The sequence below is a fragment of the Rhizomicrobium electricum genome (genome assembly GCF_011762045.1).
GTDB lineage: Bacteria > Pseudomonadota > Alphaproteobacteria > Micropepsales > Micropepsaceae > Rhizomicrobium > Rhizomicrobium electricum.
This window is the reverse complement of record NZ_JAASQS010000004.1, coordinates 56,241-77,466: the sequence shown is the minus strand read 5'-3', so window position 1 is coordinate 77,466 and position 21,226 is coordinate 56,241. Positions and strand designations below refer to the sequence as shown.

Here is a 21,226-nt window from a genome sequence, read left to right as displayed (position 1 = left end):
CACCGGCAGCAGCGCTGGACAACCTTTTGATAAAGGTCTGACCTATTGTCAGACAAGAACCAGGAGGGATTGTCCATGACCAGGAACACAAAAGAAGAGAATGGCATCAATCGCCGGAGTGCGATGTTGCTTTCGGCCGTCGCGGGCGCCGGCATTGCCCTGCCGCACGAAGCGGGCGCCGTCGGCAGCATCAAGACCGCCGCGCATCAGGCGCCGGGGAACTGTACGACGCCACGCAGCGCGATCGCCAAAACGCAGTACGGCAAGGTACGCGGCTTCGTCGACGGCGGGGTTTTCACCTTCAAAGGAATTCCCTACGGCGCAACAACCGCCGGCGAAAACCGTTGGCTGCCGGCCAAGCCGCCCAAGCCCTGGGACGACGAATATCCGGCGCTGATTTACGGGGACAATTGCCCGCAAAACCTGCACGACTTCACATCCATCGAGCAATCGTTCCTGCAGGACTGGGACGACGGCCCGATGAGCGAGGACATGCTCAAGCTCAACATCTGGACACCGAGCCTCACCGGCAAGCGCGCCGTGATGGTCTATTTCCATGGCGGCGGATTCTCGTTCGGATCGTCGTACGAACTTCCCAGCCATGAAGGCGCCCAGATGGCGCGCCACCACGACGTCGTCCAGGTTTCGGTCAACCACCGCCTCAATGCGCTCGGCTTCCTCGATGTCTCCGAACTCGGCGGCGCCGCTTACGAAGGCTCGGCCAATGTCGGCATGACGGATCTCGTCGCGGCGTTGCGCTGGGTACACGAGAATATCGCCAATTTTGGCGGCGATCCCGATCGCGTCATGATCTACGGCCAGTCGGGCGGCGGCTCCAAGGTGACCACCTTGCTCGGCATGCCGTCGGCGGCGGGGCTCATCCATCGCGCCTCGGTGCAATCGGGCGGCGGCGGTCTCATTCCCACCGCGGAACAATCCAAGGAATACGCCCGCCAGATCTTCAAGGAACTCGGCGTCGGCGACATCGCGGCGTTGCAGAAAGTGGAATGGGCGAAGCTGTTCGCCACCGGCAATGCCGTGGCCGCCAAGATGAATCCGCCGTGGCGCGGATTTTTCGTGCCGGGACCGATGCCCACCACGCCGCGCGTGGGCTGGAGCCCGACACTGGACGGCAAGATCATCAACGTGCGCTCCTTCCAGGATGTGGCGCCCGAGGTTTCCAAGCGGGTGCCGATGCTGATCGGCTCGGTCAGCGAAGAAGCCGGCATCTACCGCAACAATCCGACCGAAGCGCAATGGCGCGAGCAGCTCACGCAAGGCTATGGCGCCGCCAAAGCCGATGCCCTCATCGCCGCCATGAAGAAAGCCCATCCCGAAAAGCAGATCCGCACGCTGTCCTATGGCGTCGCCGGCCTAGCCATCCGCAACAATGTGCAGCGCATGGCCAAACTGAAGCACGACCAAGGCGGCGCGCCGGTCTACACCTACTGGTTCTCGTGGCAGTCGCCGATGCTCGACGGCTTCATGGGGGCTTGGCACACGGCCGAACTGGCCTTCTGCTTCGACAACACCAAGCGCTGCGAACAGGGGACCGGCAATACGCCGGAAGCGCAGGCACTGGCCAAGAAAATGGCGACGGCATGGGCCAATTTCGCCCGCACCGGCAATCCCAGCCAGCCGGGTCTGGCCTGGACGCCGAGCGATCCGGTCCGCTGCCAGACCATGGTGTTCGACAACCACTGCGGCATGATCGACGATCCCGAAGGCGCGGTGCGGAAAATTCTACTGGCTTGAGAATTCGGCGAGCGGCGCGGGAGCAATTCCGCGCCGTTTCGTTTCCGGGATCGTTATAGTTTCTCCTAACTTGTCGTAAAGGTCGTATCAGGCCGCCGGTTGCGCCGCTCTCCCCATATGCGAATTTTCCCGCCGACGAATTTCGAAGGGGCGTGCGATGGCGTCGATTCTTGTGCTGGATGATTCTGCGAGTGTGCGGGACGCGATCAGGCTGGCATTGACGGGACTAGGTCACGTCGTCAGAGAAGCCGCCAACGGCGTGCAAGGACTCGCCCTTGCCGGACGGTCGAAATTCGATCTGATACTGACCGATCTCAACATGCCGGAAATGGACGGCCTCGCTTTCATCCAAAACATCCGCCAGCGCGCCGATCACAACGGCGTGCCGATCGTGTTCATCACGACGGAGTCGAGTCCCGGCGTGATGCAGCAGGCCAAAAAAGCCGGCGCCACGGGCTGGATCGTGAAACCGTTCTCCGCCGACCAATTGCGCCGGGTGGTCGATAAGGTTCTCGCCTGAGGCGCGGGCCTACTCCTTCGGTTCCCACAACTCGATCTTGGTGCCGTCCGGATCCATGATCCAGGCGAAGCGGCCGTAGTCGTAATCCTCGCGGCCGAGCACCGCGATGCTTTTTTCCGTCAGCATCGCAACGAAGCCGTCGAGATCGTCGACGGCGAAATTGACCATCAGTTCGCGGCTGGACGGCGCGAAATAGTTGGTGTCGGCGGCAAACGGAGTCCACACCACAAACGGCGGATGTCCCGGCGCGTCGTAGGACAGCATCGCGACGCCGTGTTCGGCCAGCTCCAGACCGAGAACATCGCGATACCAAGCCGCCAGCGTTTTCGGATCGGGCGACTTGAAGAATATTCCGCCCAGGCCGGTGATCTTTGCCATGCCATTCTCTCCATCGAACGAGACCGCTATAGTGCACGGGATGAGCGATTACGTCTTCGTCTATTCGACCTTTCCCGATCAGGCTTCGGCCCTGACGGTTGCGGAGCATCTCGTCGACGCCAAACTGGCGGCGTGCGCCAACCTGTCGGCGCCGATCACATCCGTTTACGCCTGGCAAGGCAAGCGCGAGACGGCGACGGAAATCGCGGCCTTGTTCAAGACCCGCCGTGCCCTGGCGGAGCAGGTCATCGCCGCGGCCCGGCAGCTCCACCCCTATGAAGTGCCCTGCTTTCTGGTTTTGCCCATCGAAAGCGGCTCTCCGGATTATCTCGCCTGGGTTCGTGCCCAAACTTTAGGCGGCCCGTAGGCATTCCCGCACGTTCCTGCCCGAGGCCGGAATCCACCTTTCGGTGAAGCGCTTTAGCGCCTTGCCTTTGGGCGCAACCCGCTTTTTGATGGCCTTCGGATCGAAGGATTACCCGCCGGTGAGTGCAGCCAAGAAAACGCCGCGTATCGTGCCGCTCGACGGCGAGGTACTGCGCCAGGACCTGTTCGCGCTCGGTCAGCGCATCGCCGCCAAAGACGAGCTGCGCAAAGAGGCCCTGCTGGTCATCAAAGGCGCATTCCAGAACGCCCGCGCACGGGTCAAGGACCAGGTCGTTACCGGCCGGCTGCACGGACAGGAAGCGGCACGGCAGCTTTCGGCGATCCAGGATGCCGTCATCCAGGTGCTGTATGACTTCGCCGTCAAGGCGTTCTTTCCCCGGTCGAAGAAGAATGCATCCGAGCATCTCACCGTGGTGGCCACCGGCGGTTACGGCCGCGGCGAACTGGCGCCCGGCTCCGATGTCGATCTGCTCTTCATCCGCCCCAACAAACCGACCGAGTGGGACGAGCGCGTCATCGAATTCATTCTCTACATGCTGTGGGATCTCGGGCTGAAGGTCGGCCACGCCACGCGCTCGCTGCCGGAGTGCGTGCGGCTGGCCAAGCAAGACGTCACCATCTGCACCGCCATTCTCGAGGCGCGCTATCTGTGGGGCGATCTCGGGCTCTACGACCAGTTGCGCAAGGTATTCTGGAGTGAAGTCGCCACCGGCTCGGGTCAGGAATTCGTCGAAGCCAAGCTCGCCGAACGCGAGGAGCGCCACCGTCTGCAAGGCGAAAGCCGCTTCCTGGTCGAACCCAACATCAAGGAAGGCAAAGGCGGGCTTCGCGATCTGCAGACGCTGTTCTGGATCGGCAAGTACCTCTACCACGTCTACGACGCCGCCGAACTCGTCAAATACAACGTCTTCACCAAGGACGAATTCGAGACCTTCCGCAAGGCGGAAGCCTTCCTGTGGGACGTGCGCGTGCGGCTGCACTATCTGATGGGCCGCGCCGAAGAACGGCTGTCGTTCGATGCCCAGCCGGGCGTCGCCAGCGCGATGGGCTATACGAGCGAGAACCCGCGCGAGGCGGTCGAGAACTTCATGCGCGCCTACTTCCTGGTCGCCAAGGATGTCGGCGGACTGACGCGCATCTTCTGCAAGGCGCTCGAAGTCCAGAACCGCAAGAAGACCCGCCACTCGCTTGCGCGCATCATGCCGGGATTTATGCGGCTGAGGACCAATGACGACGATTTCTTCGTCGAATCCGGCCGCATCAATGCGCGTCCCGACATCTTCAAGAAGGACCCGGTCAATCTCCTGCGCATCTATCACATGGCCGACACCAAGGGCATTCCGGTCCATCCCGATGCGCTTCGGACCATTACCCGGTCGCTCGACCTCATCGACGACAAGCTGCGCGCCGATCCCGAGGCCAACAAGCTGTTTCTCGAATGCCTGTCGTCCAAGAACGATCCGGAAAAAGCGCTGAAGCGGATGAACGAATCCGGCGTGCTCGGACGCTTCGTGCCGGAGTTCGGACGCATCGTGGCGCTGATGCAATTCAACATGTATCACCACTATACGGTCGACGAGCATCTCATCCGCGCCGTCGGCAACGTCGCCAAGATCGAGCACGGCGGCATGCAGGACGATCATCCGATCGCCCACGACATCATGAAGCGCATCGCCAAGCGCCAGGTGCTCTATTGCGCCTTGCTGCTGCACGACATCGCCAAGGGCCTGCCCGGCGATCATTCCAAGATCGGCGCCGAGATCGCCCGTCATTGCTGCCTCAGATGGGGGCTCTCCGAAGACGACACCGCCACGGTGTGCTGGCTGGTCGAGCATCATCTCGTCATGAGCGACACCGCCCAGCGCCGCGACATCGCCGATCCCAAGACGGTGCGCGATTTCGTCGAGATGGTGCAGTCGCCGGAATACCTGCGCATGCTCTTGGTACTGACGGTCGCCGACATCCGCGCCGTCGGGCCGGGCGTGTGGAACGGCTGGAAGGGCCAACTCCTGCGCGAGCTTTTCTATGAAGCGGAATCGTTGATCTCGGGCGGCGACCAGACGCGCTCGCATTCGGCCCGCGTCGAAGACGCCAAAGCGGCGCTGGAGCAGCAACTCGGCGACATGCCGCAGGAAGAGCGCGAGCGCCAGATCAGCCGTCATTACGATACCTATTGGCTGACGATCGACACCGAGGCCCATGTCCGCCATGCGCGGATGATGACCGAAGCCGACGCCAAGGGCGAACTCTTGGCGCTCGATGCCGTCTCGAATGCCTTCCGCGCGGTGACCGAGATCACCGTCTATACGCCCGACCATCCCGGCCTGTTCGCGCAGGTCACCGGTGCCATGGCGGCCGCAGGCGGCTCCATCGTCGACGCCAAGGTGTTCACGACCTCGGACGGCTTCGCGCTCGATATTTTCTCGGTGCAGGACGCCGACGGCGGACCGTTCGGCGATGCCACGCGGGTCGAACGCCTGAAGCAGACCATCCTGAAGATCGTACGCGGCGAAACCGTACCGCGCGCCCTGTTCGCCAAGCGCCCGGCGAAAACCAGAGCCAGCGCCTTCAACGTGCCGAGCCGGGTGAATTTCGACAACGAGGCGTCCAACGCGGCGACCGTGGTGGAAGTCCGCGGCCGCGACCGCGTCGGCTTCCTTTATGACGTCTCGACGGCCTTGTTCGAAAGCGGCCTCAGCATCTCCTCGGCGATGATCGCCACCTATGGCGAGCGCGTGGTCGACGTGTTCTATGTGCGCGACGGCTACGGCCACAAAATCATCCATCCGGACCGGCTGAAGGCGATCGAGGAAATCCTGCTACGCGCGGTGGAAGGCAAGCTGAACGAGTAAAGGCCTGTGTCGCAGCGCGCCTTGTAACGCAGGCCCGTTCGCGCCATAACCGCGCCTAAGAAATCGGGAATTTTTACCATGTCCAGCACCCACCAGCCCCTCGTCTTTTCCGGCATGCAGCCGACCAACACGCTGCACCTCGGCAACTATCTGGGCGCGCTGAAGAACTGGGTGAAGCTGCAGGACAAGATGCCGTGCATCTATTGCGTCGTCGACATGCACGCCATCACCGCCGTGGGCTATGGCAAACCCGAGGAGCTGCGCACCGCGGTGCGCGAAGTCGCGGCAGCGTATATCGCGGCCGGCGTCGATCCCTCGCGGTCCGTCCTGTTCGCGCAGTCGGCGGTGCCGGCACACGCGGAACTGGCGTGGATCTTCAATTGCGTCGCCCGCCTCGGCTGGGCCGACCGCATGACCCAGTTCAAGGAAAAGGCCGGCAAGCACAAGGAACGCGCCTCGGTCGGGCTCTACACCTATCCGATGCTGATGGCGGCCGACATCCTGGTCTACAAGGCGACCCATGTGCCGGTCGGCGAAGACCAGAAGCAGCACCTCGAACTGACTCGCGACGTCGCCCAGAAGTTCAACAACGACTTCAACGTGCCGGACTTCTTCCCGCTCACCGAACCGGTGATCATGGGTGCGGGCACCCGCGTCATGAGCCTGCGCGACGGTTCCAAGAAAATGTCGAAGTCGGACGACAGCGACATGAGCCGCATCAATCTCACCGACGATGCCGACGCGGTGGCGCAGAAGATCCGCAAGGCCCGCACCGATCCCAATCCGCTGCCGGAGGACGAGAAAGGTCTCGAAGGCCGCCCCGAAGCGGACAACCTGATCAACATCTTTGCGGCTCTTTCCGACACGTCAAAGGCGGAGGTCGTCGCCCGCTTTGCCGGCCAGCAGTTCTCGGGCTTCAAGAACGAGCTCGCGGATCTGGCGGTCGCCAAGATCGCACCGATCGCCACGCGGATGCGCGAACTCCTGACCGATCCGGTCGAACTCGACCGCATCCTGAAGGACGGCGCAGAGAAGGCCGCGGCAATCGCCGCTCCGGTCATCGCGGAAGCCAAGAAGATCGTCGGCTTCAGCCACTAAACCACGCACGTCTTGTGACATTGTTGGGACGGCTTCCGTCGCGCCCGACAAGACTTACGTGCAAATACCCATTCGAGTACTGCGACTACTTATTAGTTGCGATCATCGAGATTGCACCGGGTTGGAAACGTTGCAATTCTGAATTCCAGACAAGGAACCCGTTTGGTTGATACTGAGACGGAGTTCCGGAAACTGGTGTCGTTGGGAATTGGGGCTTTCAGCATTCGCTTACATTACCTTAGGTCTTCTCTTTCCCTGTCTTGCCATCGACGGTACGCGCCATGTTGCAAGGGATGACCATGGCCACGAGAGACGTGCGTTTCTACAGTGACGGTGCGGTACGATTTCTGGCGGCAGCCAGCGCCCGCCGAAATTCCATCGAAAACGACTGGATCCATACCCAGCGCGAACTGCAAGCCCTCTGGCCGCGCCCAGGGCGGACCGTGCTGGCCCTGATTCATGAAGGCGATGAAGGCCTCGATGCCGAGGACGCGACCGACCTTCTCACCGTGCTGGCGCAGCTCAATCCCGACGATCCGGTCGACGTCATCCTGCACACCCATGGCGGCAGCGCCACCGCCGCCAACCGCATCGCTGCAGCCTTGATCGGACGGCGCAACACCGCCGCGTTCGTACCGTTCTACGCCGAATCCGCCGGCACCGAAGTGGCGCTCGCCTGCGAGGAAATCCACCTCGGCAACGACGCCAACCTGACGCCGATCGACATTCACATCGAAGGCACGCCGGCCCGCGATTTGGTGGAACTGGCCCGCAAAGCCGGTCCGCGCGCCAGCGAGACCCTGCGCCTTGCCGCCAAAGTCGCCGAACGGGCGCTGAAAGACGAAGCCCAGACGATCGATAGCCTGATCCATCCCAACCACAAAAAGGCCAAGGCGCGGATCTCCCTTGCCCGGCGGCTGACCAACGGGCGCTCCTATCACGCCGAGCTGATCCGTTTCGCCGCCGCCAAGGAGCTGGGGATCAACGTCTCGCGGGGCGTTCCGGCCGCCCTTTACCGCTTCATCGGCACCAGGCGGGCGCAGCTCCGGCAGCTTCGCGAACTGGAATCCCAGATCAAGTTCATCCACCGCCGCGAGCCCGAACCCCATCTGGAAGCGGCCCTCGGGACGGCCTAATCTAGTCCCATGACTGCGGGAACCATTCTTGTCACCGGCGGCGCCAAACGGCTGGGCCGCACCATCGTGCTCGATCTGGCGCGCCACGGCTTCGACGTCGCGCTGCACTACAACAGCTCGGAAAAGGAAGCGCGCGCCACCTGCGCCGATGCCATGACCGCGGGCGTGAAGGTGGCGCTGCTGAAAGCCGATCTTTCGCGCGAAGGCGAAACCGCAACGCTGGTCGCGCGCGCCGTTGCCGAACTGGGCCCGCTGACCGGGCTCATCAACTCGGCCTCGGTGTTCGAAGACGATTCCTGGTACAGCGTCACGCGTGAAAGCTGGGACCACCATCTCGAGACCAATCTGCGCGCGCCCTTCGTGCTGTCGCAAGCGTTCGCCAAGCAGATTCCCCGCGACCGCGAAGGCGCCATCGTTAACATCATCGACCAGCGCGTCTTCAAGCCGACGCCGCAGTTCCTCTCCTACAGCCTTTCCAAGGCCGGCCTGAAATGGCTGACCACCACGCTGGCCCAGGCGCTCGCCCCGCGCGTGCGCGTCAATGCGGTAGGTCCCGGCCCGACCATCATCAACGCCCGTCAGTCCCAGACCGATTTCGCCCGCCAGCGCGAAGCAACCGTCCTCGGCCGCGGCGCCGAGCCTCAGGACGTCTGCGATGCGGTGCGCTATCTGTTGGGCGCAAACGCGGTCACCGGCCAGATGATCGCCGTGGACGGCGGCCAGCACCTTGTCTGGCAAACGGCGGATGTCGCGGTGAAGGAGTGAGCGCGACCGGAAAAGTGGCCGCCGGTTTTCGGTCAAGTCGCGCGAGGAACTAGAGTCATGACCTCTCCCACCGATCCGCTCAGGATCGCCGATGTCGAAGCCGGCATCCGGCATGTGTTCATTCGCAATCTCGAACTCGATGTCGAGATCGGCATCTACAGCCATGAGCACGGCAAGACGCAGAAGGTGCGCCTCAACGTCGACATGGCGGTGGAGGATGCACCGGTGACGGAAGACCGTCTCGAGTCGGTTGTCGATTACGCCGACATCACCCGCAAGGTGCGCAAGCTTGTTGCCGGCGGTCACGTCGCCCTGGCCGAAACGCTGGCCGAACGCGTCGCCGAAATCTGCTTCGAGGATGCGCGCGTGCGCACGGTGCGCGTGCGGGTGGAGAAGCTGGAAGCGCTCAAGAACGCCGAAAGCGCCGGCGTCGAGATCGAGCGCAAGCGGCGATTGCGGTAATTACGTACATTCGCGTAAAGCCTTTTGGCGCCTCTGTTTCCAATCCGGCATGGTTAAGTTCCGGCAGCTTCGCCGGGGTGCACGTTCACCTCGTCTTAAAAGCGCACGCCTAGCCTGAAAACGAAACCCGCTGGAGCCTCGCGATGCACGGTCCGTCTGCGAACGGAAAGACGCGATCGGAGCGCATCCTGGCGGAAAAGCTGGAACTGCTCTACCGGACCTCGGCGGCCATTCTCACCAACTTCGTGATTTCCTGCGTGGTGGCGTGGCTCCTCTCCGACTTCTATCCGCATTGGGTTCTCGCATGGTGGCTGGCGGCGGTCGGCGCCGTCTGTGCCGCGCGCCTCATGCTGCTATGGCGCTTCCATCGCACATCGCCGGAAACACGATGCTCGCCGTGCGCCGCCCGGCGGTTCACGCTCGGAGCGCTCGCTTCGGGGATGTTATGGGGCGCGATCTGCCTCGGCTTGCCGGTCTGGGGCGACGCCATGGACTACATCGTGCTGGCCGTCACCGCCGCCGGCATGGTCGCCGGTGCGGTGTCGACGATCTCCGTCTATTTCCCGTCCTATCTTTGCTACAGCCTGAGCTTCGCCATTCCCCTGACCACGGTTTCGATCCTTCATCGCGATGTCGATATCGCCGGTGCCGGTGCGATGATGGTGATCTACTATGCCGCCATCTCGCTGACGGCCTGGCGCACCAACCGATTCATCGCGGCGACGGCCGAACTCAGCGTCGACAACCAGCTTCTCAAGACCTCGCTCGACAAGGCGCACGGCGAACGCGATGCCGCCCGCACCGACAAATGGTCGACGCTGGCGCAACTGAGCCACGAACTCCGTACGCCGCTGAACGCCATACTCGGCTTCTCGGAAGCCATGCACGGCGAAATCTTCGGCAAGCTCGGCCACACCCGCTACAAGGAATACGCCGAGCATGTCCTCACCAGCGGCCGCGATCTGCTGACTCTCACGGAAGAACTGCTGCTGCTCAGCCAAGGTGAATCCGGAACCCTGTCACTGAAGGAAACCGAAATCGATGCCGGCGAGGTCATCCGGTCGTTGATCGACCTCAAGGCTGCGACGGCCGGCCGGGCTGGGCTCGAACTGCAGGCCTATATCGCCAGCGATCTGCCACTCTTGAAGGCCGACACCGCCAAGCTCCGGCAAATGCTGCTCAACCTGATCGACAACGCCATCAAGTTCACGCCGTCGGGCGGCGAGGTCAGTGTGACGGCGGCAGTCCGCGATGGCAGCATCGTTCTCAAGGTGAGCGACACCGGCATCGGCATGGACCGCGAACAGGTCGCCATAGCCTTGGAACCGTTCGGCCGGATTGCCAACGCACTCACCAACAACACCGCCGGAGCCGGCCTCGGCCTTCCGATTTGCAAACGCCTGGCCGAATTGCACGAAGCGGCACTCGCCATCGAGACTGCGCCCGGCCGGGGCACGAGCGTCACCATCACCTTCCCGCCCGTGCGAACCGTCTCCCGATCCGCCGCAGCAGCGGCGTGACACCGGCGCCGCCGGCAGCTTATATCTGGCGGCAATGAGCGACACGCCGACTCCCGACGCGCCCCTGAAGGGTGTGGCCCGTATCGAGGCCTATCTGAAAACGCTGCCCGATGCTCCCGGCGTCTACCGCATGCTGGGCGCGGACGGCACGGTCCTCTATGTCGGCAAAGCCAAGTCGCTCAAGAAGCGGGTCTCGAACTACGCCAAATCGGGCGGGCACACCGAGCGCATCGCGCGGATGATCTCGGAAACCTGCGAGATGCTGTTCGTCACCACGGCGTCAGAGACCGAGGCGCTTCTTCTCGAGTCCAATCTCATCAAGCGGCTCAAGCCGCGCTACAACGTTTCCTACCGCGACGACAAATCGTTCCCCTTCATCCTGCTGCGCCAGGACCACGCCTTTGCACAGCTCTTGAAGCATCGCGGCGCCCACACCACCAAGGGGCTCTATTTCGGCCCGTTCGCCAGTGCCGGCGCCGTCAACCGCACCCTGAACACCCTGCAGCGGGCCTTCCTGCTGCGCTCCTGCTCGGATTCGGTGTTCGAGACACGCTCGCGTCCTTGCCTGTTGTTCCAGATCAAGCGCTGCAGCGCGCCGTGCGTCGAGCGCATCGATGCGGCGGCCTATGGCGAACTGCTCGGCGAAGCGATGCGCTTTCTCGAAGGCAAGAGCCGCGCCGTTCAGGAAAAGCTGGCCAAGGAAATGGAAGGCGCCGCCGAGACCCTCGACTTCGAGCGCGCGGCGCGCCTGCGCGACCGCATCCGCGCCATGAGCCATGTCCAGCAGACGCAAGGGGTCAATCCGTCGACGTTTGCGGAAGCCGATCTGTTCGCCATCCATTGCGAGGGCGGCGACGTCTGCATCCAGGTCTTCTTCTTCCGCGCCGGTCAGAACTGGGGCAACAAACCCTACTTCCCGCGTCAGACCGCCGATCTTTCGCCCGGCGAAATCCTCGAAACCTTCATCGGCCAGTTCTACGACGAGCGGCCGGCCCCGGCGCTCATTCTGCTCTCGGACGATATTCCCAATCGCACGCTTCTGGCCGAGGCGCTGTCCATGCGCAGCGAACGCAAGGTGCAGATCACCACACCCGAGCGCGGCGAGAAGCACGACCTCGTTGTGATGGCCCGCACCAACGCCCGCGAGCAGCTGGCCCGGCGCATGGCGGAAAATTCGGCGCAGCGGGAGCTTCTGGAAGGCGTCGCCGACCTGTTCGGGCTCGAAACCGTGCGGCGCATCGAGGTCTACGACAACTCGCACATCTCGGGCACCAACGCGGTCGGCGGCATGATCGTGGCCGGACCCGAAGGCTTCGAAAAAGGCGAATACCGCAAATACAACATCAAAACCCAGGATCTCACGCCCGGCGACGACTACGCCATGATGCGCGAGGTGCTGACGCGCCGCTTCGCCCGCCTGGTGAAGGAGGACGAGGACGCCAAATCCAGGCGCCCCGACCTTGCCCTGATCGACGGCGGACCGGGCCAGCTGGCCATCGCCTGCCAGGTCTTTGCCGATCTCGGGGTCGAGGGGGTCACTTTGGCGGCAATCTCCAAAGGCGCCGAGCGCGACGCCGGCTACGAGCATTTCCACCTGCCGGGCCGGCCGCCCTTCCGGCTCGATCAGAAGAGCCCGGTCCTCTATTACCTGCAACGTCTGCGCGATGAAGCTCACCGCTTTGCCATCGGCACCCACCGGAAAAAGCGCTCCAAGGCGATCGGAGCCAACCCGCTGGACGAAATTGCCGGTGTCGGCGCCGGCCGCAAGCGGGCGCTACTGCAGCATTTTGGCTCGGCCAAGGCGATTTCGGCGGCCAGTTTGGCCGACATCGAGAGCGTTTCCGGGGTTTCGGCGACGTTGGCCAAGAAAATCTACGATTTCTTCCACCCCGGCGGGGGCGCCGGCTGACGCAGGGGCTTGTCCCATCGGCTCCGAAAATGGTCTAAGCTGCGCGTCATGTTACGGCTGCCCAATATCCTGACGCTCCTGCGCATCATCCTGGTTCCCGTGTTTGCGGTGGCCTTCGTGATGCCCGGTGATACCGCCCGCCTCGTCGCCTTCGCCGTGTTCTGCATTGCCGGCATTTCCGACGCTCTCGACGGTTTCGCCGCCCGCAAGCTGAATGCCGGTAGCGACTTCGGCCGCATGCTGGACCCGATCGCCGACAAGATCCTGGTCGGGGTGGCGCTGATGATGCTGGTGGCCGAAGGCAACACCCATCAGTTCAACCTTAGCGACGAAGAAGGGCTCAAGGGTCTTCTGAAGCTGGTCCCCGCGTTGGTGATCCTGAGCCGCGAATTCCTGGTGTCGGGCCTGAGAGAATTTCTGGCTGGTGCCGATGTCAGCGTGCCGGTGACGTTCTTCGCCAAGATCAAGACCGTGGTGCAGATGATCGCCATCGGCGCCATGATCCTGGGCCCCATCGCCGACCGGATGATCTATGGCGCGCTGGCGTTCGCATACGCCGCGTTGTGGATCGCGGCAGGCCTGACGGTGGCAACCGGCTACGTTTATCTCAGAGCCGGCCTCGCCCATACCCGCCGGCGCCAAACCGCCGCCTGAGGATAAGAAAAGGCGCCCCCCCCGACAGGAAGAGCGCCTTCGATAATGCCGCCCGAAAACGAACCTAGAGTTCCACCACCGACTTCTCGCGCTGAACGTCGGCGAGATAATCGGTCAGCAGCATGCGCGAGATTTCGCCCGGCTTGAACGTGTAGGGGCCGATCTCGGCCACCGGGGTGACTTCGGCTGCCGTACCGCACAGGAACGCTTCGGAGAAACCGGCCATTTCTTCCGGCTTGATATGGCGTTCGACGACCTTGAGCTGGCGGATGCGCGCCAATGCCTCGACCGAGCGCCGGGTGATGCCATCGAGGAAGCAGTCCGGCTTCGGCGTGTGCAGAACGCCGTCCTGCACGAAGACGATATTGGCGCCGGTCGCCTCGGCGACGTAGCCGCGATAGTCCAGCATCAACGCGTCGGTATAGCCTTTGTCCTCGGCGGCGTGCTTCGACATGGTGCAGATCATGTAGAGACCGGCAGCCTTGGCGGCGGTCGGCGCGGTATCCGGCGCCGGACGCTTCCACTGCGAGATGTCGAGGCGGATGCCCTTCATCTTGGTCTCGGGATCGAAATAGGACGGCCACGACCAAGTGGCGACCGCGACGTGGGTCTTGGTCTTCTGCGCCGAGACGGCCATCATTTCCGAGCCGCGCCACACCACGGGGCGGACATACGCATCGGTGTAGCCTTGTACTTCGCAGGCTTCCATGCAGGCCTTGTTGATCTCGTCGATGGCGTAGGGAATCTTGATGCCGAGGATGCGGGCGCTCTCGAACAGGCGCTCGGTATGCTCCTTGAGCTTGTAGATGCGGCCCGAATACATCCGCTCGCCTTCGAATACGCAGGACGCGTAGTGCAGGCCGTGCGTCAGCACGTGGACCTTGGCGTCCTTCCACGGAATCAGCTTGCCGTCGAACCACAGCGAACCGTCGCGCATGTCAAAGGGGATCACATCGGCCATTTATTGTTTCCTTTCCTTCGGCCTTGCCTTGACGCCAAGCGGGGCCTATTTATGTCAGCATGTCTGACGTAACGAGGGGCGGCGCCCCTCCCGATACTCGCGCATTATACCTTAGCGATGAGGCGCTAAAGCAAGGACTCGATTTGCTGTTCATCGCCGCGCGCGATGTCGCCGGCAAAAGCGCCAGCGTCCTTGCGGCAGCAGGTTTAGGACGCGCCCACGCCAGGGCTTTGCATTTCATTGCGCGCAATCCAGGTCTTTCCGTCGCCGAATTGCTCGGCTTCCTCAAGATCACCAAACAGAGCCTCAATCGGGTGATGAGCGACCTGTTGAATGGCGGTTTCGTGGAACGCAAGACAGGTATGCAGGATCGTCGTACCCGCTCCTTGCAGCTCACGCCGGCGGGGATGGCGCTTGCCGAGGCGGTCTGGAATGCGCAGCGCCCGATCCTTGCCGCCGCGTTCCGCGCCGCGGGGCAGGACGCCGTAGGCGGTTATCGCAAAGTTTTGATCGGCATCGCCGGCGATCCCGTGCGATGGAGGAAAAATCCATGAATGGCACTGTTCAAGATCCCCACCTTCTGGTCGTCGACGACGACGAGCGTTTGCGCGCGTTGCTGCAGAAGTATCTTTCGACCAACGGATTCCGCGTCAGCGCCGCCGCCAATGCCGCCGACGCCCGCAGCCTGATGAAGTCGATGGCGTTCGATCTTCTGGTGCTCGACGTGATGATGCCGGGCGAATCCGGCTTCGAACTGGCCGCCAGCGTGCGCTCCTCCTCGGACATTCCGATCCTGATGCTGACCGCCAAGAGCGAAGCCGAGGATCGCATTACCGGCCTCGAAAAAGGTGCCGACGACTATCTGACCAAGCCGTTCGAACCGCGCGAACTCTTGCTCCGCATCGGCTCGCTGCTCCGCCGCGCCGCGCCGCCCGCCCGAACCGCCACCGGCGAAGTCCATATGGGCGACTGCGTCTACGATCCCGAACGCAAACAGCTCCGCAGGAAGGGCAAGCCGGTCAAGCTGACCAGTTCCGAAAACGCCCTGCTGCAACTGTTCGCCGCCAATGCCGGACGCAGCTTCAGCCGCTCCGATCTCTGTTCCCGTCTCGGCGTCGCGTTGGAGCGTTCGATCGACGTGCAGGTGACGCGGCTCAGGAAGAAGATCGAAGAAGACCCCAAGCTGCCGCTGTACCTTCAGACCGTGAGAGGCGTGGGTTATGTCCTCGTACCCGATCGCGTCGGATAAGCCATTTTCCTGGTCGCAACTGAGACCCGGCCGCCTGATGAAACGGGTGATGCCGCGAGGCCTCTTCCCGCGCTCGCTTATCATCATCGTAGCGCCGATGGTGATCCTGCAGGCGATCGTGTCCTACGTGTTCTTCGAACGCGATCTCGACACCACCACGCGGCGCATGGCGCGCGCCGCCGCTTCCGACATCGCCCTTCTGATCGCCCAAGAGGACACCTACGCGAGTCCCTTGCGCGAACAGATGCGGGCCCTGGCGGCGCGGCACTTGCGCTACGAACTGCGGTTCGAGCCCGGCGTCCATATTCCGCCGCCGGCGCGCCGGCACAGCCGCACCATCGACAAGGCGCTCGACGAAGTCATCGCCCAGCAGATCGGCGAAAAACGCCACTTCACGACCGCCACCCTCGACGGCCGCCAGAAATTCCTCATCAGCGTCGAGGTCCACGACGGCGTGCTCAGGGCGGTGGTACCGCGCGACCGCATCACGGTCTCGAGCCCGGACCTTTTCATCGTTTTGATGCTGATCTCCTCGCTGATCCTGCTCACGGTGGCGATCCTGTTCCTGCGCAATCAGGTACGTCCGATCGAACGGCTGGCGCGCGCCGCCGACGCCTTCGGCAAAGGCCGCGACGTGCCCGATTTCAAGCCGTATGGCGCGACCGAAGTGCGCCGCGCCGCCCAGGCGTTCCTCACCATGCGCGAGCGCATCAACCGTCACGTCCAGCAGCGTACCGAGATGCTAGCGGGCGTCAGCCACGACCTCAAAACGCCGCTGACGCGCATTCGCCTGCAACTTGCGATGATGGCGCCCTCGCCCGACGTGGACGCCCTGTCGTCCGACATCGCCGAGATGGAAAGCATGCTCAACGACTATCTCGCCTTTGCCCGTGGCGAAGGCGGCGAAAAGAGCGAGCTCACCGATCTCGGCGCCCTGGTGCGCGATGCCGCGGAAGCCGCCCGGCGGGCGCGGCAAGGCGAACTGGCGTTGCAGGTGCCGGAAGGTGTCCTTCTGTCGGTGAAGAAGAACGGCTTGCGCCGCTGCGTCACCAACCTGATCGACAACGCGCTCAAGCACGGCACGTGCGCCACGGTCTCGCTGGACCTCGAAGCACGTTTTGCGCAAATCCACGTCGACGACGACGGCCCCGGCATTGCGCCCGAACTGCGCGAAGAGGCGTTCCGCCCGTTCCGCCGCCTCGACGAAGGCCGCAATCTGCAAGTCGGCGGCGTCGGCCTCGGCCTTTCCATCGCGCGCGACATCGCCCGCGCCCACGGCGGCGACCTGATCCTGTCCGACAGTCCGCAAGGCGGCCTTCGGGCCAGCATCCGCCTGCCGCTCTAGTATCCCCCGAAACGAAACACCCCGGCCTTGCGGGCCGGGGTGTTCGATACGGTAACGGTCGTTCCGATCAGAAGAACGTGACGTAGAACGAGATGATGATCGCAACGACGATCAGGCTGAGCACCACGTCCCAAGCGTTCCAGCTGGCGCGGGTGACGGCCTTTTCCTCCGCCGATGCGCCGTACCAGGAATACTTGAGTTTGCCCGCATCCGGCGCCTTGGTCAGAAGGCTGATGACGACCATCAAAATCGCGGACGTGACCAGCAGGGTCTGACACCAGAACAGCCAGTTGATGTGCCAGATGTCGAAGATCAGGCCGTACTGCGCCTTCAGCGGCGCGATCAGGGCGTTGTACTGATCCTGGGTGATCTGGTTGTGGAACAGCTGCTGCTTCCAGGCCGCCACATCGGCCTTGTGGCCCTTCATGATGATGTCGGCCGCCAGGCGGGCGAAGCCGCCAATGATGCCCACCAGGAACGACCAGAAGGCCGCCGGAGCGGTGGCGCGCTTCCAGAACACACCGGCGATGAACAGCACCACGATGGCCGGCGACAGATAGCTCTGCACGTTCTGCAGGTATTCGTACAGGTTCGACGACAGCATCTTGATCACCAGCACCCACAGGATGCCGAGGATCACGATCACGCCGGTGGCGATACGGCCCGTGGCCACTTCCTCACGGCCCGACGCGTTGGGACGCCACTCACGATAGAAGTCCATCGTGAACAGCGTTGCCGAGGCGTTGAACTTCGAGGCCAGCGAGGCCATCAGCGCCACGATCATGCCGCACGCCACGAAGCCGCGCACGCCGTGCGGCAGGATCTGCGCCACCAGCGAGGTATAGGCGGCATCGCCGTTCGGGGTGTGGAAGTTCGGAGCATGGGTGTTGACCAGCGCGAAGGCGATCATGCCGGGAACCAGGAAGATGAACACCGGCGTGAGCTTCAGGAAGCCGGCGAGAATCGTGCCGCGGCGCGATTCCTGCTGATTGCGGCCGGCCAGAACGCGCTGAACGATGTATTGGTCGGTACACCAGTACCAGAAACCGATGATCGCCGAGCCCGGCAGCACTGCCATCCACGACCATTCCGGATCGTTGTGGGCGCGGATGAGGTGAATGTTGTCGCCCGCCGAGACCACCATCTGGTGCCAGCCGGCGATCAGATTGCCGTGGCCGAGTTCCTGCAGACCGATGAACAGAATGGCCACCGAACCGAAAATCAGGACCGGGGTCTGCAGCACGGCGGTGTACATGATCACGCGCAGGCCGCCGAGCACCGTGTAAAGGCCGGTGGTGAAGGCGAGACCGAGGGCGATCGCCCAGAACACGTCGACCTGGAAACCGAAGATGTTCACGCTGTCGATGCCGAGCAGCGTGCGGACAACCACGTCGCCGGCATAGATGGTGGCGGCGATCTTGGTCAGAACCAGCGAGGCCATCGTCAACAGGCTGAGGAGGTTGCGCGAACCGCGGCTGAAGCGCAGTTCGAGGAACTCCGGCATGGTGAAGACCTTCATCCGGTCATAGAGGGGTACGAATACCCAGCCCAGGATCAGGATGAGCCAGCCGTGCATTTCCCAATGGGCCATCGCCATGCCGGTGGCAAAACCGGCGCCGGCGAGACCGACGAGATGCTCGGACCCGATATTGGACGAGAAGATCGATGTACCGATCTGCAGCCAGTTCGAATCGCGGCCGGACAGGAAGTAGTCCTTGCCGGACTCGTTCTTCTTCATCATCGACATGACGACCACGATCGCCATGGCGAAGACAAAGGCGGCAACGATCCACCAGTCCAGCGCGTTGAATACTGATACCTGGGCACTCATGAACGTTTACTCCCCCTTGTTTTATTTTTGCCCGTAATAGGCCTTGGGCCCGTGCTTGCGCAGGAAATGCTTGTCGAGCAGCACACCCTGCATCGAACCGGTGGCCGGATTGATCTTCAAGGTTTCGCTGGCCAGATGCGCCAGGTATTCCAGGATCACCGCGTTATGCACGGCATCGTGCGCGTCCTTACCCCACGCGAACGGGCCGTGACTGGCCACCACCACCGCCGGTTTGTGCAGCGGATCGATCCCGTCGAAGGTCTCAACAATCACTTCGCCGGTATTGGCTTCGTATTCGGACGTGATTTCGTCGTTGGTCATCAGCCGGGTGCAAGGGACCTCGCCGTGCCAGTAATCGGCATGGGTGGTGCCCATCGCCGGAATCGCACGCTTGGCCTGGGCCCAGGCGGTGGCATAGAGGCTGTGGGTGTGGACGATGCCGCCCACGTCCTTGAAAGCCCGGTAGAGCACCAGATGGGTGGCGGTGTCCGACGAGGGACGCAAATTGCTCTCCACCACCTTGCCGGTTTCCAGTTCCACCACGACCATGTGTTCCGGCTTCATGCCGTCGTACGGTACGCCCGACGGCTTGATCACCACCAGCCCGCTGGCGCGGTCGATGCCACTGACATTGCCGAAGGTCTGGATGACGAGACCTTCCGTTACAAGGTCGAGATTGGCCTTGCAGACTTCCTCTTTCAATGCCTCGAGCATCAGGCCCTCGTCCGCTCGCGGATGTCGATCAGCCGCTTCATGACGTCGGCGAGATTACCCTGCCAGGCCGCGGTGCCAAATGCGTCATGCAGTGTCCGGTAGACGGCATAAAGCTCGGAATAAATCGCATGCGCAGCCGGATCGGGCTGATACACCTTGTCCTTGAGCCCGGTCATGGCGGCCTGGGCGCCGGCAAAGTCCTTGTACACACCGGCCACCACCGCGGCGGCGACGGCGGAGCCGAGGGCCGGAGTCTGGGCCGAGCGCGACACTTTCATCGGGCGGCCGGTGACGTCGGCGTAAAGTTGCATGATGAAAGCGTTCTTCTCGGCGATGCCGCCGCAATTGACCACCTCGTCAATTTTGACGCCGTATTCCTCGAACCGGTTGATGATCGTGAGCGCCCCGAACGCGGTCGCTTCCACCAGGGCGCGATAGATCTCGGCCGGGGTGGTGTAGAGCGTGTGTCCGATCAGCAGGCCGGTCAGGCGCTGGTCGACCAGAACCGTGCGGTTGCCGTTGTTCCAGTCGAGGGCGACGAGGCCGGAGGCGCCCGGCTTCATCTTGGCGGCCTCTTCGGTCAGTTCGACATGGCCAAGCCCGGTCGGCTTCACGTATTCGACGAACCAGTTGAAGATGTCGCCGACCGCCGACTGGCCCGCTTCGAGGCCGAAATAGCCCGGCAGCACGCTGCCGTCGACGATACCGCAGACGCCGGGAACGTCGGCCAGCTTGACCGTATTCGGCTGCACCGAGATATCGCAGGTGGACGTGCCGAGCACCTTGACCAGCACGCCCGGCTTGACGCCGGCGCCGATGGCCCCGAGATGGCAGTCGAAGGCGCCGACCGCAATCGGGATGCCCGCCGAAAGACCGGTCTTCTTGGCCCATTCTTCGCAAAGGCCACCGACGGCGGCACTGACGTCCTTCACCCGCGGCGTCAGACGATCGCGCAGCGCCGCCAGCTTGGGATCGAGCTTGCCGAGGAATTCCTTGTCCGGGTAGCCGCCCCAGGCGGCATTGTACATTGCCTTGTGACCGGCGGCGCAGATGCCGGCGGTAAACTTGCCCGGCGCCAGCGTGCCCGACAGCGCGCCCGGCACGAAGTCGGCGAGTTCGATCCACGAATAGGCGGCATCGAACACCTCCGGCGCCACCCGCAGGCAGCGCAGGATCTTGGAATAGAACCATTCCGACGAATAAACCCCGCCGATCTTGGCGAGGTATTGCGGACGCATGTCGGCGGCCAGCTTGGTGATCTCGGCCGCTTCCGCCCAGCCGGTGTGGTCCTTCCACAGCCACGCCAGCGCGTTCGGATTCTCGCTCCACTTCGGATCGAGGGCCAGGGGAATGCCGTCGGCATCGACCGGCATCGGCGTCGAGCCGGTGGTGTCAACGCCGATACCGACGACCTCTTCGGACTTGAAACCGGGCACGTCCCGCGCCGCCGTGGCGAGCGCTTCGAGGATCGTGACCTCGGCGCCCTTCAGATAATCGGCCGGATGCTGGCGCGCCAGATTGGGATCCTTGCCCAACACGACGCCCGTATGGCCGTGCGCGTAGGTCCAGATCGCGGCGGCGATTTCGCGGCCGTCCGCCACGTCGACGATAAGCGCACGAACGGAATTGGTCCCGTAATCGAGACCGATCGCATAACGACTGCCCATGTTCCTTCCCTGAACCTTTTAAG

General features: G+C 63.2%; 19 protein-coding genes. 14 read left to right on the top strand and 5 right to left on the bottom strand.

The window, feature by feature from the left end; translation table 11 throughout:
• Window positions 1-75 precede the first annotated feature (75 nt).
• Window positions 76-1,755, top strand: coding sequence for a carboxylesterase/lipase family protein (locus tag FHS84_RS08420; RefSeq protein ID WP_166932953.1), 1,680 nt, complete (start codon window positions 76-78; stop codon window positions 1,753-1,755).
• A gap of 157 nt (window positions 1,756-1,912) precedes the next feature.
• A complete protein-coding gene (locus FHS84_RS08415; RefSeq protein WP_166932951.1) occupies window positions 1,913-2,275 on the top strand; it encodes a response regulator in 363 nt (120 codons plus the stop codon).
• A 9-nt stretch (window positions 2,276-2,284) separates the two neighbouring features.
• On the opposite strand, the gene FHS84_RS08410 is transcribed toward FHS84_RS08415, so the two are convergent.
• A complete protein-coding gene (locus FHS84_RS08410; protein ID WP_166932949.1) occupies window positions 2,285-2,653 on the bottom strand; it encodes a VOC family protein in 369 nt (122 codons plus the stop codon).
• A 40-nt stretch (window positions 2,654-2,693) separates the two neighbouring features.
• Here FHS84_RS08410 and cutA point away from each other — a divergent pair, with 40 nt between their 5' ends.
• The 9 genes from cutA (at window position 2,694) to FHS84_RS08365 (ending at window position 13,436) form a co-directional block, all read left to right on the top strand.
• Window positions 2,694-3,020, top strand: coding sequence for a divalent-cation tolerance protein CutA (cutA, locus tag FHS84_RS08405; protein WP_166932947.1), 327 nt, complete (start codon window positions 2,694-2,696; stop codon window positions 3,018-3,020).
• Between the two features lie 118 nt (window positions 3,021-3,138).
• Window positions 3,139-5,892: a [protein-PII] uridylyltransferase gene (locus FHS84_RS08400; protein ID WP_208393770.1), complete on the top strand. Its 2,754-nt coding sequence runs from the start codon at window positions 3,139-3,141 to the stop codon at window positions 5,890-5,892.
• A gap of 78 nt (window positions 5,893-5,970) precedes the next feature.
• Window positions 5,971-6,990, top strand: coding sequence for a tryptophan--tRNA ligase (trpS, locus tag FHS84_RS08395; RefSeq protein ID WP_166932944.1), 1,020 nt, complete (start codon window positions 5,971-5,973; stop codon window positions 6,988-6,990).
• A gap of 299 nt (window positions 6,991-7,289) precedes the next feature.
• Window positions 7,290-8,126, top strand: coding sequence for an SDH family Clp fold serine proteinase (locus FHS84_RS08390; RefSeq protein WP_166932942.1), 837 nt, complete (start codon window positions 7,290-7,292; stop codon window positions 8,124-8,126).
• Between the two features lie 9 nt (window positions 8,127-8,135).
• Entirely contained in the window at window positions 8,136-8,891 is a 756-nt protein-coding gene (locus tag FHS84_RS08385; protein ID WP_166932939.1) for an SDR family oxidoreductase, read from the top strand.
• Between the two features lie 57 nt (window positions 8,892-8,948).
• Window positions 8,949-9,353 carry a dihydroneopterin aldolase gene (gene folB / locus FHS84_RS08380; protein WP_166932937.1) on the top strand — a complete coding sequence of 135 codons (405 nt, stop codon included), beginning with the start codon at window positions 8,949-8,951 and terminating at the stop codon, window positions 9,351-9,353.
• Window positions 9,354-9,496: 143 nt separating this feature from the next.
• Complete coding sequence (locus FHS84_RS08375) at window positions 9,497-10,873, top strand: sensor histidine kinase (RefSeq protein WP_166932935.1); 1,377 nt, start codon at window positions 9,497-9,499, stop codon at window positions 10,871-10,873.
• A gap of 34 nt (window positions 10,874-10,907) precedes the next feature.
• Entirely contained in the window at window positions 10,908-12,782 is a 1,875-nt protein-coding gene (gene uvrC, locus FHS84_RS08370; RefSeq protein WP_166932933.1) for an excinuclease ABC subunit UvrC, read from the top strand.
• A gap of 48 nt (window positions 12,783-12,830) precedes the next feature.
• Window positions 12,831-13,436: a CDP-alcohol phosphatidyltransferase family protein gene (locus tag FHS84_RS08365; protein WP_166932931.1), complete on the top strand. Its 606-nt coding sequence runs from the start codon at window positions 12,831-12,833 to the stop codon at window positions 13,434-13,436.
• 64 nt (window positions 13,437-13,500) lie between these two features.
• Here FHS84_RS08365 and FHS84_RS08360 read toward each other — a convergent pair whose 3' ends face one another.
• Window positions 13,501-14,397 carry a branched-chain amino acid aminotransferase gene (locus tag FHS84_RS08360; RefSeq protein ID WP_166932929.1) on the bottom strand — a complete coding sequence of 299 codons (897 nt, stop codon included), beginning with the start codon at window positions 14,395-14,397 and terminating at the stop codon, window positions 13,501-13,503.
• A 143-nt stretch (window positions 14,398-14,540) separates the two neighbouring features.
• On the opposite strand from FHS84_RS08360, the gene FHS84_RS08355 reads away from it, so the two are divergent.
• The 3 genes from FHS84_RS08355 to FHS84_RS08345 are packed head-to-tail and all read left to right on the top strand — an operon-like array spanning window position 14,541 to window position 16,991.
• On the top strand, window positions 14,541-14,951 hold the full coding sequence (locus tag FHS84_RS08355) for a MarR family winged helix-turn-helix transcriptional regulator (RefSeq protein WP_208393769.1): 411 nt from the start codon (window positions 14,541-14,543) through the stop codon (window positions 14,949-14,951).
• Window positions 14,948-15,646 carry a response regulator gene (locus FHS84_RS08350; protein WP_166932925.1) on the top strand — a complete coding sequence of 233 codons (699 nt, stop codon included), beginning with the start codon at window positions 14,948-14,950 and terminating at the stop codon, window positions 15,644-15,646. The genes FHS84_RS08355 and FHS84_RS08350 overlap by 4 nt, the downstream gene beginning before the upstream one ends.
• Before the next feature lie 49 nt (window positions 15,647-15,695).
• Window positions 15,696-16,991: an ATP-binding protein gene (locus FHS84_RS08345; RefSeq protein ID WP_208393768.1), complete on the top strand. Its 1,296-nt coding sequence runs from the start codon at window positions 15,696-15,698 to the stop codon at window positions 16,989-16,991.
• Between the two features lie 67 nt (window positions 16,992-17,058).
• Here the strand turns inward: FHS84_RS08345 and FHS84_RS08340 are convergent, their stop codons facing one another.
• Genes FHS84_RS08340 through FHS84_RS08330 form a run of 3 tightly spaced genes read right to left on the bottom strand, consistent with a single transcriptional unit; the run spans window position 17,059 to window position 21,203 of the window.
• Window positions 17,059-18,822 (bottom strand): sodium:solute symporter, encoded by a 1,764-nt coding sequence (locus FHS84_RS08340; protein WP_166932921.1) that lies wholly within the window; start codon window positions 18,820-18,822, stop codon window positions 17,059-17,061.
• A gap of 21 nt (window positions 18,823-18,843) precedes the next feature.
• On the bottom strand, window positions 18,844-19,536 hold the full coding sequence (locus FHS84_RS08335; RefSeq protein WP_166932919.1) for an L-ribulose-5-phosphate 4-epimerase: 693 nt from the start codon (window positions 19,534-19,536) through the stop codon (window positions 18,844-18,846).
• Window positions 19,536-21,203, bottom strand: a complete 1,668-nt coding sequence (locus tag FHS84_RS08330) for a ribulokinase (protein ID WP_166932916.1) — start codon at window positions 21,201-21,203, stop codon at window positions 19,536-19,538. Before FHS84_RS08330 ends, FHS84_RS08335 begins: the two co-directional genes overlap by 1 nt.
• Window positions 21,204-21,226 lie beyond the last annotated feature (23 nt).

Bases quoted from the DNA above. Each gene is read 5' to 3' on its own strand.
- FHS84_RS08420 (WP_166932953.1), top strand. From the start codon at position 76: ATGACCAGGAACACAAAAGAAGAGAATGGCATCAATCGCCGGAGTGCG.
- FHS84_RS08415 (WP_166932951.1), top strand. From the start codon at position 1,913: ATGGCGTCGATTCTTGTGCTGGATGATTCTGCGAGTGTGCGGGACGCG.
- FHS84_RS08410 (WP_166932949.1), bottom strand. From the start codon at position 2,653: ATGGCAAAGATCACCGGCCTGGGCGGAATATTCTTCAAGTCGCCCGAT.
- cutA (WP_166932947.1), top strand. From the start codon at position 2,694: ATGAGCGATTACGTCTTCGTCTATTCGACCTTTCCCGATCAGGCTTCG.
- trpS (WP_166932944.1), top strand. From the start codon at position 5,971: ATGTCCAGCACCCACCAGCCCCTCGTCTTTTCCGGCATGCAGCCGACC.
- FHS84_RS08390 (WP_166932942.1), top strand. From the start codon at position 7,290: ATGGCCACGAGAGACGTGCGTTTCTACAGTGACGGTGCGGTACGATTT.
- FHS84_RS08385 (WP_166932939.1), top strand. From the start codon at position 8,136: ATGACTGCGGGAACCATTCTTGTCACCGGCGGCGCCAAACGGCTGGGC.
- folB (WP_166932937.1), top strand. From the start codon at position 8,949: ATGACCTCTCCCACCGATCCGCTCAGGATCGCCGATGTCGAAGCCGGC.
- FHS84_RS08375 (WP_166932935.1), top strand. From the start codon at position 9,497: ATGCACGGTCCGTCTGCGAACGGAAAGACGCGATCGGAGCGCATCCTG.
- uvrC (WP_166932933.1), top strand. From the start codon at position 10,908: ATGAGCGACACGCCGACTCCCGACGCGCCCCTGAAGGGTGTGGCCCGT.
- FHS84_RS08365 (WP_166932931.1), top strand. From the start codon at position 12,831: ATGTTACGGCTGCCCAATATCCTGACGCTCCTGCGCATCATCCTGGTT.
- FHS84_RS08360 (WP_166932929.1), bottom strand. From the start codon at position 14,397: ATGGCCGATGTGATCCCCTTTGACATGCGCGACGGTTCGCTGTGGTTC.
- FHS84_RS08350 (WP_166932925.1), top strand. From the start codon at position 14,948: ATGAATGGCACTGTTCAAGATCCCCACCTTCTGGTCGTCGACGACGAC.
- FHS84_RS08345 (WP_208393768.1), top strand. From the start codon at position 15,696: ATGCCGCGAGGCCTCTTCCCGCGCTCGCTTATCATCATCGTAGCGCCG.
- FHS84_RS08340 (WP_166932921.1), bottom strand. From the start codon at position 18,822: ATGAGTGCCCAGGTATCAGTATTCAACGCGCTGGACTGGTGGATCGTT.
- FHS84_RS08335 (WP_166932919.1), bottom strand. From the start codon at position 19,536: ATGCTCGAGGCATTGAAAGAGGAAGTCTGCAAGGCCAATCTCGACCTT.
- FHS84_RS08330 (WP_166932916.1), bottom strand. From the start codon at position 21,203: ATGGGCAGTCGTTATGCGATCGGTCTCGATTACGGGACCAATTCCGTT.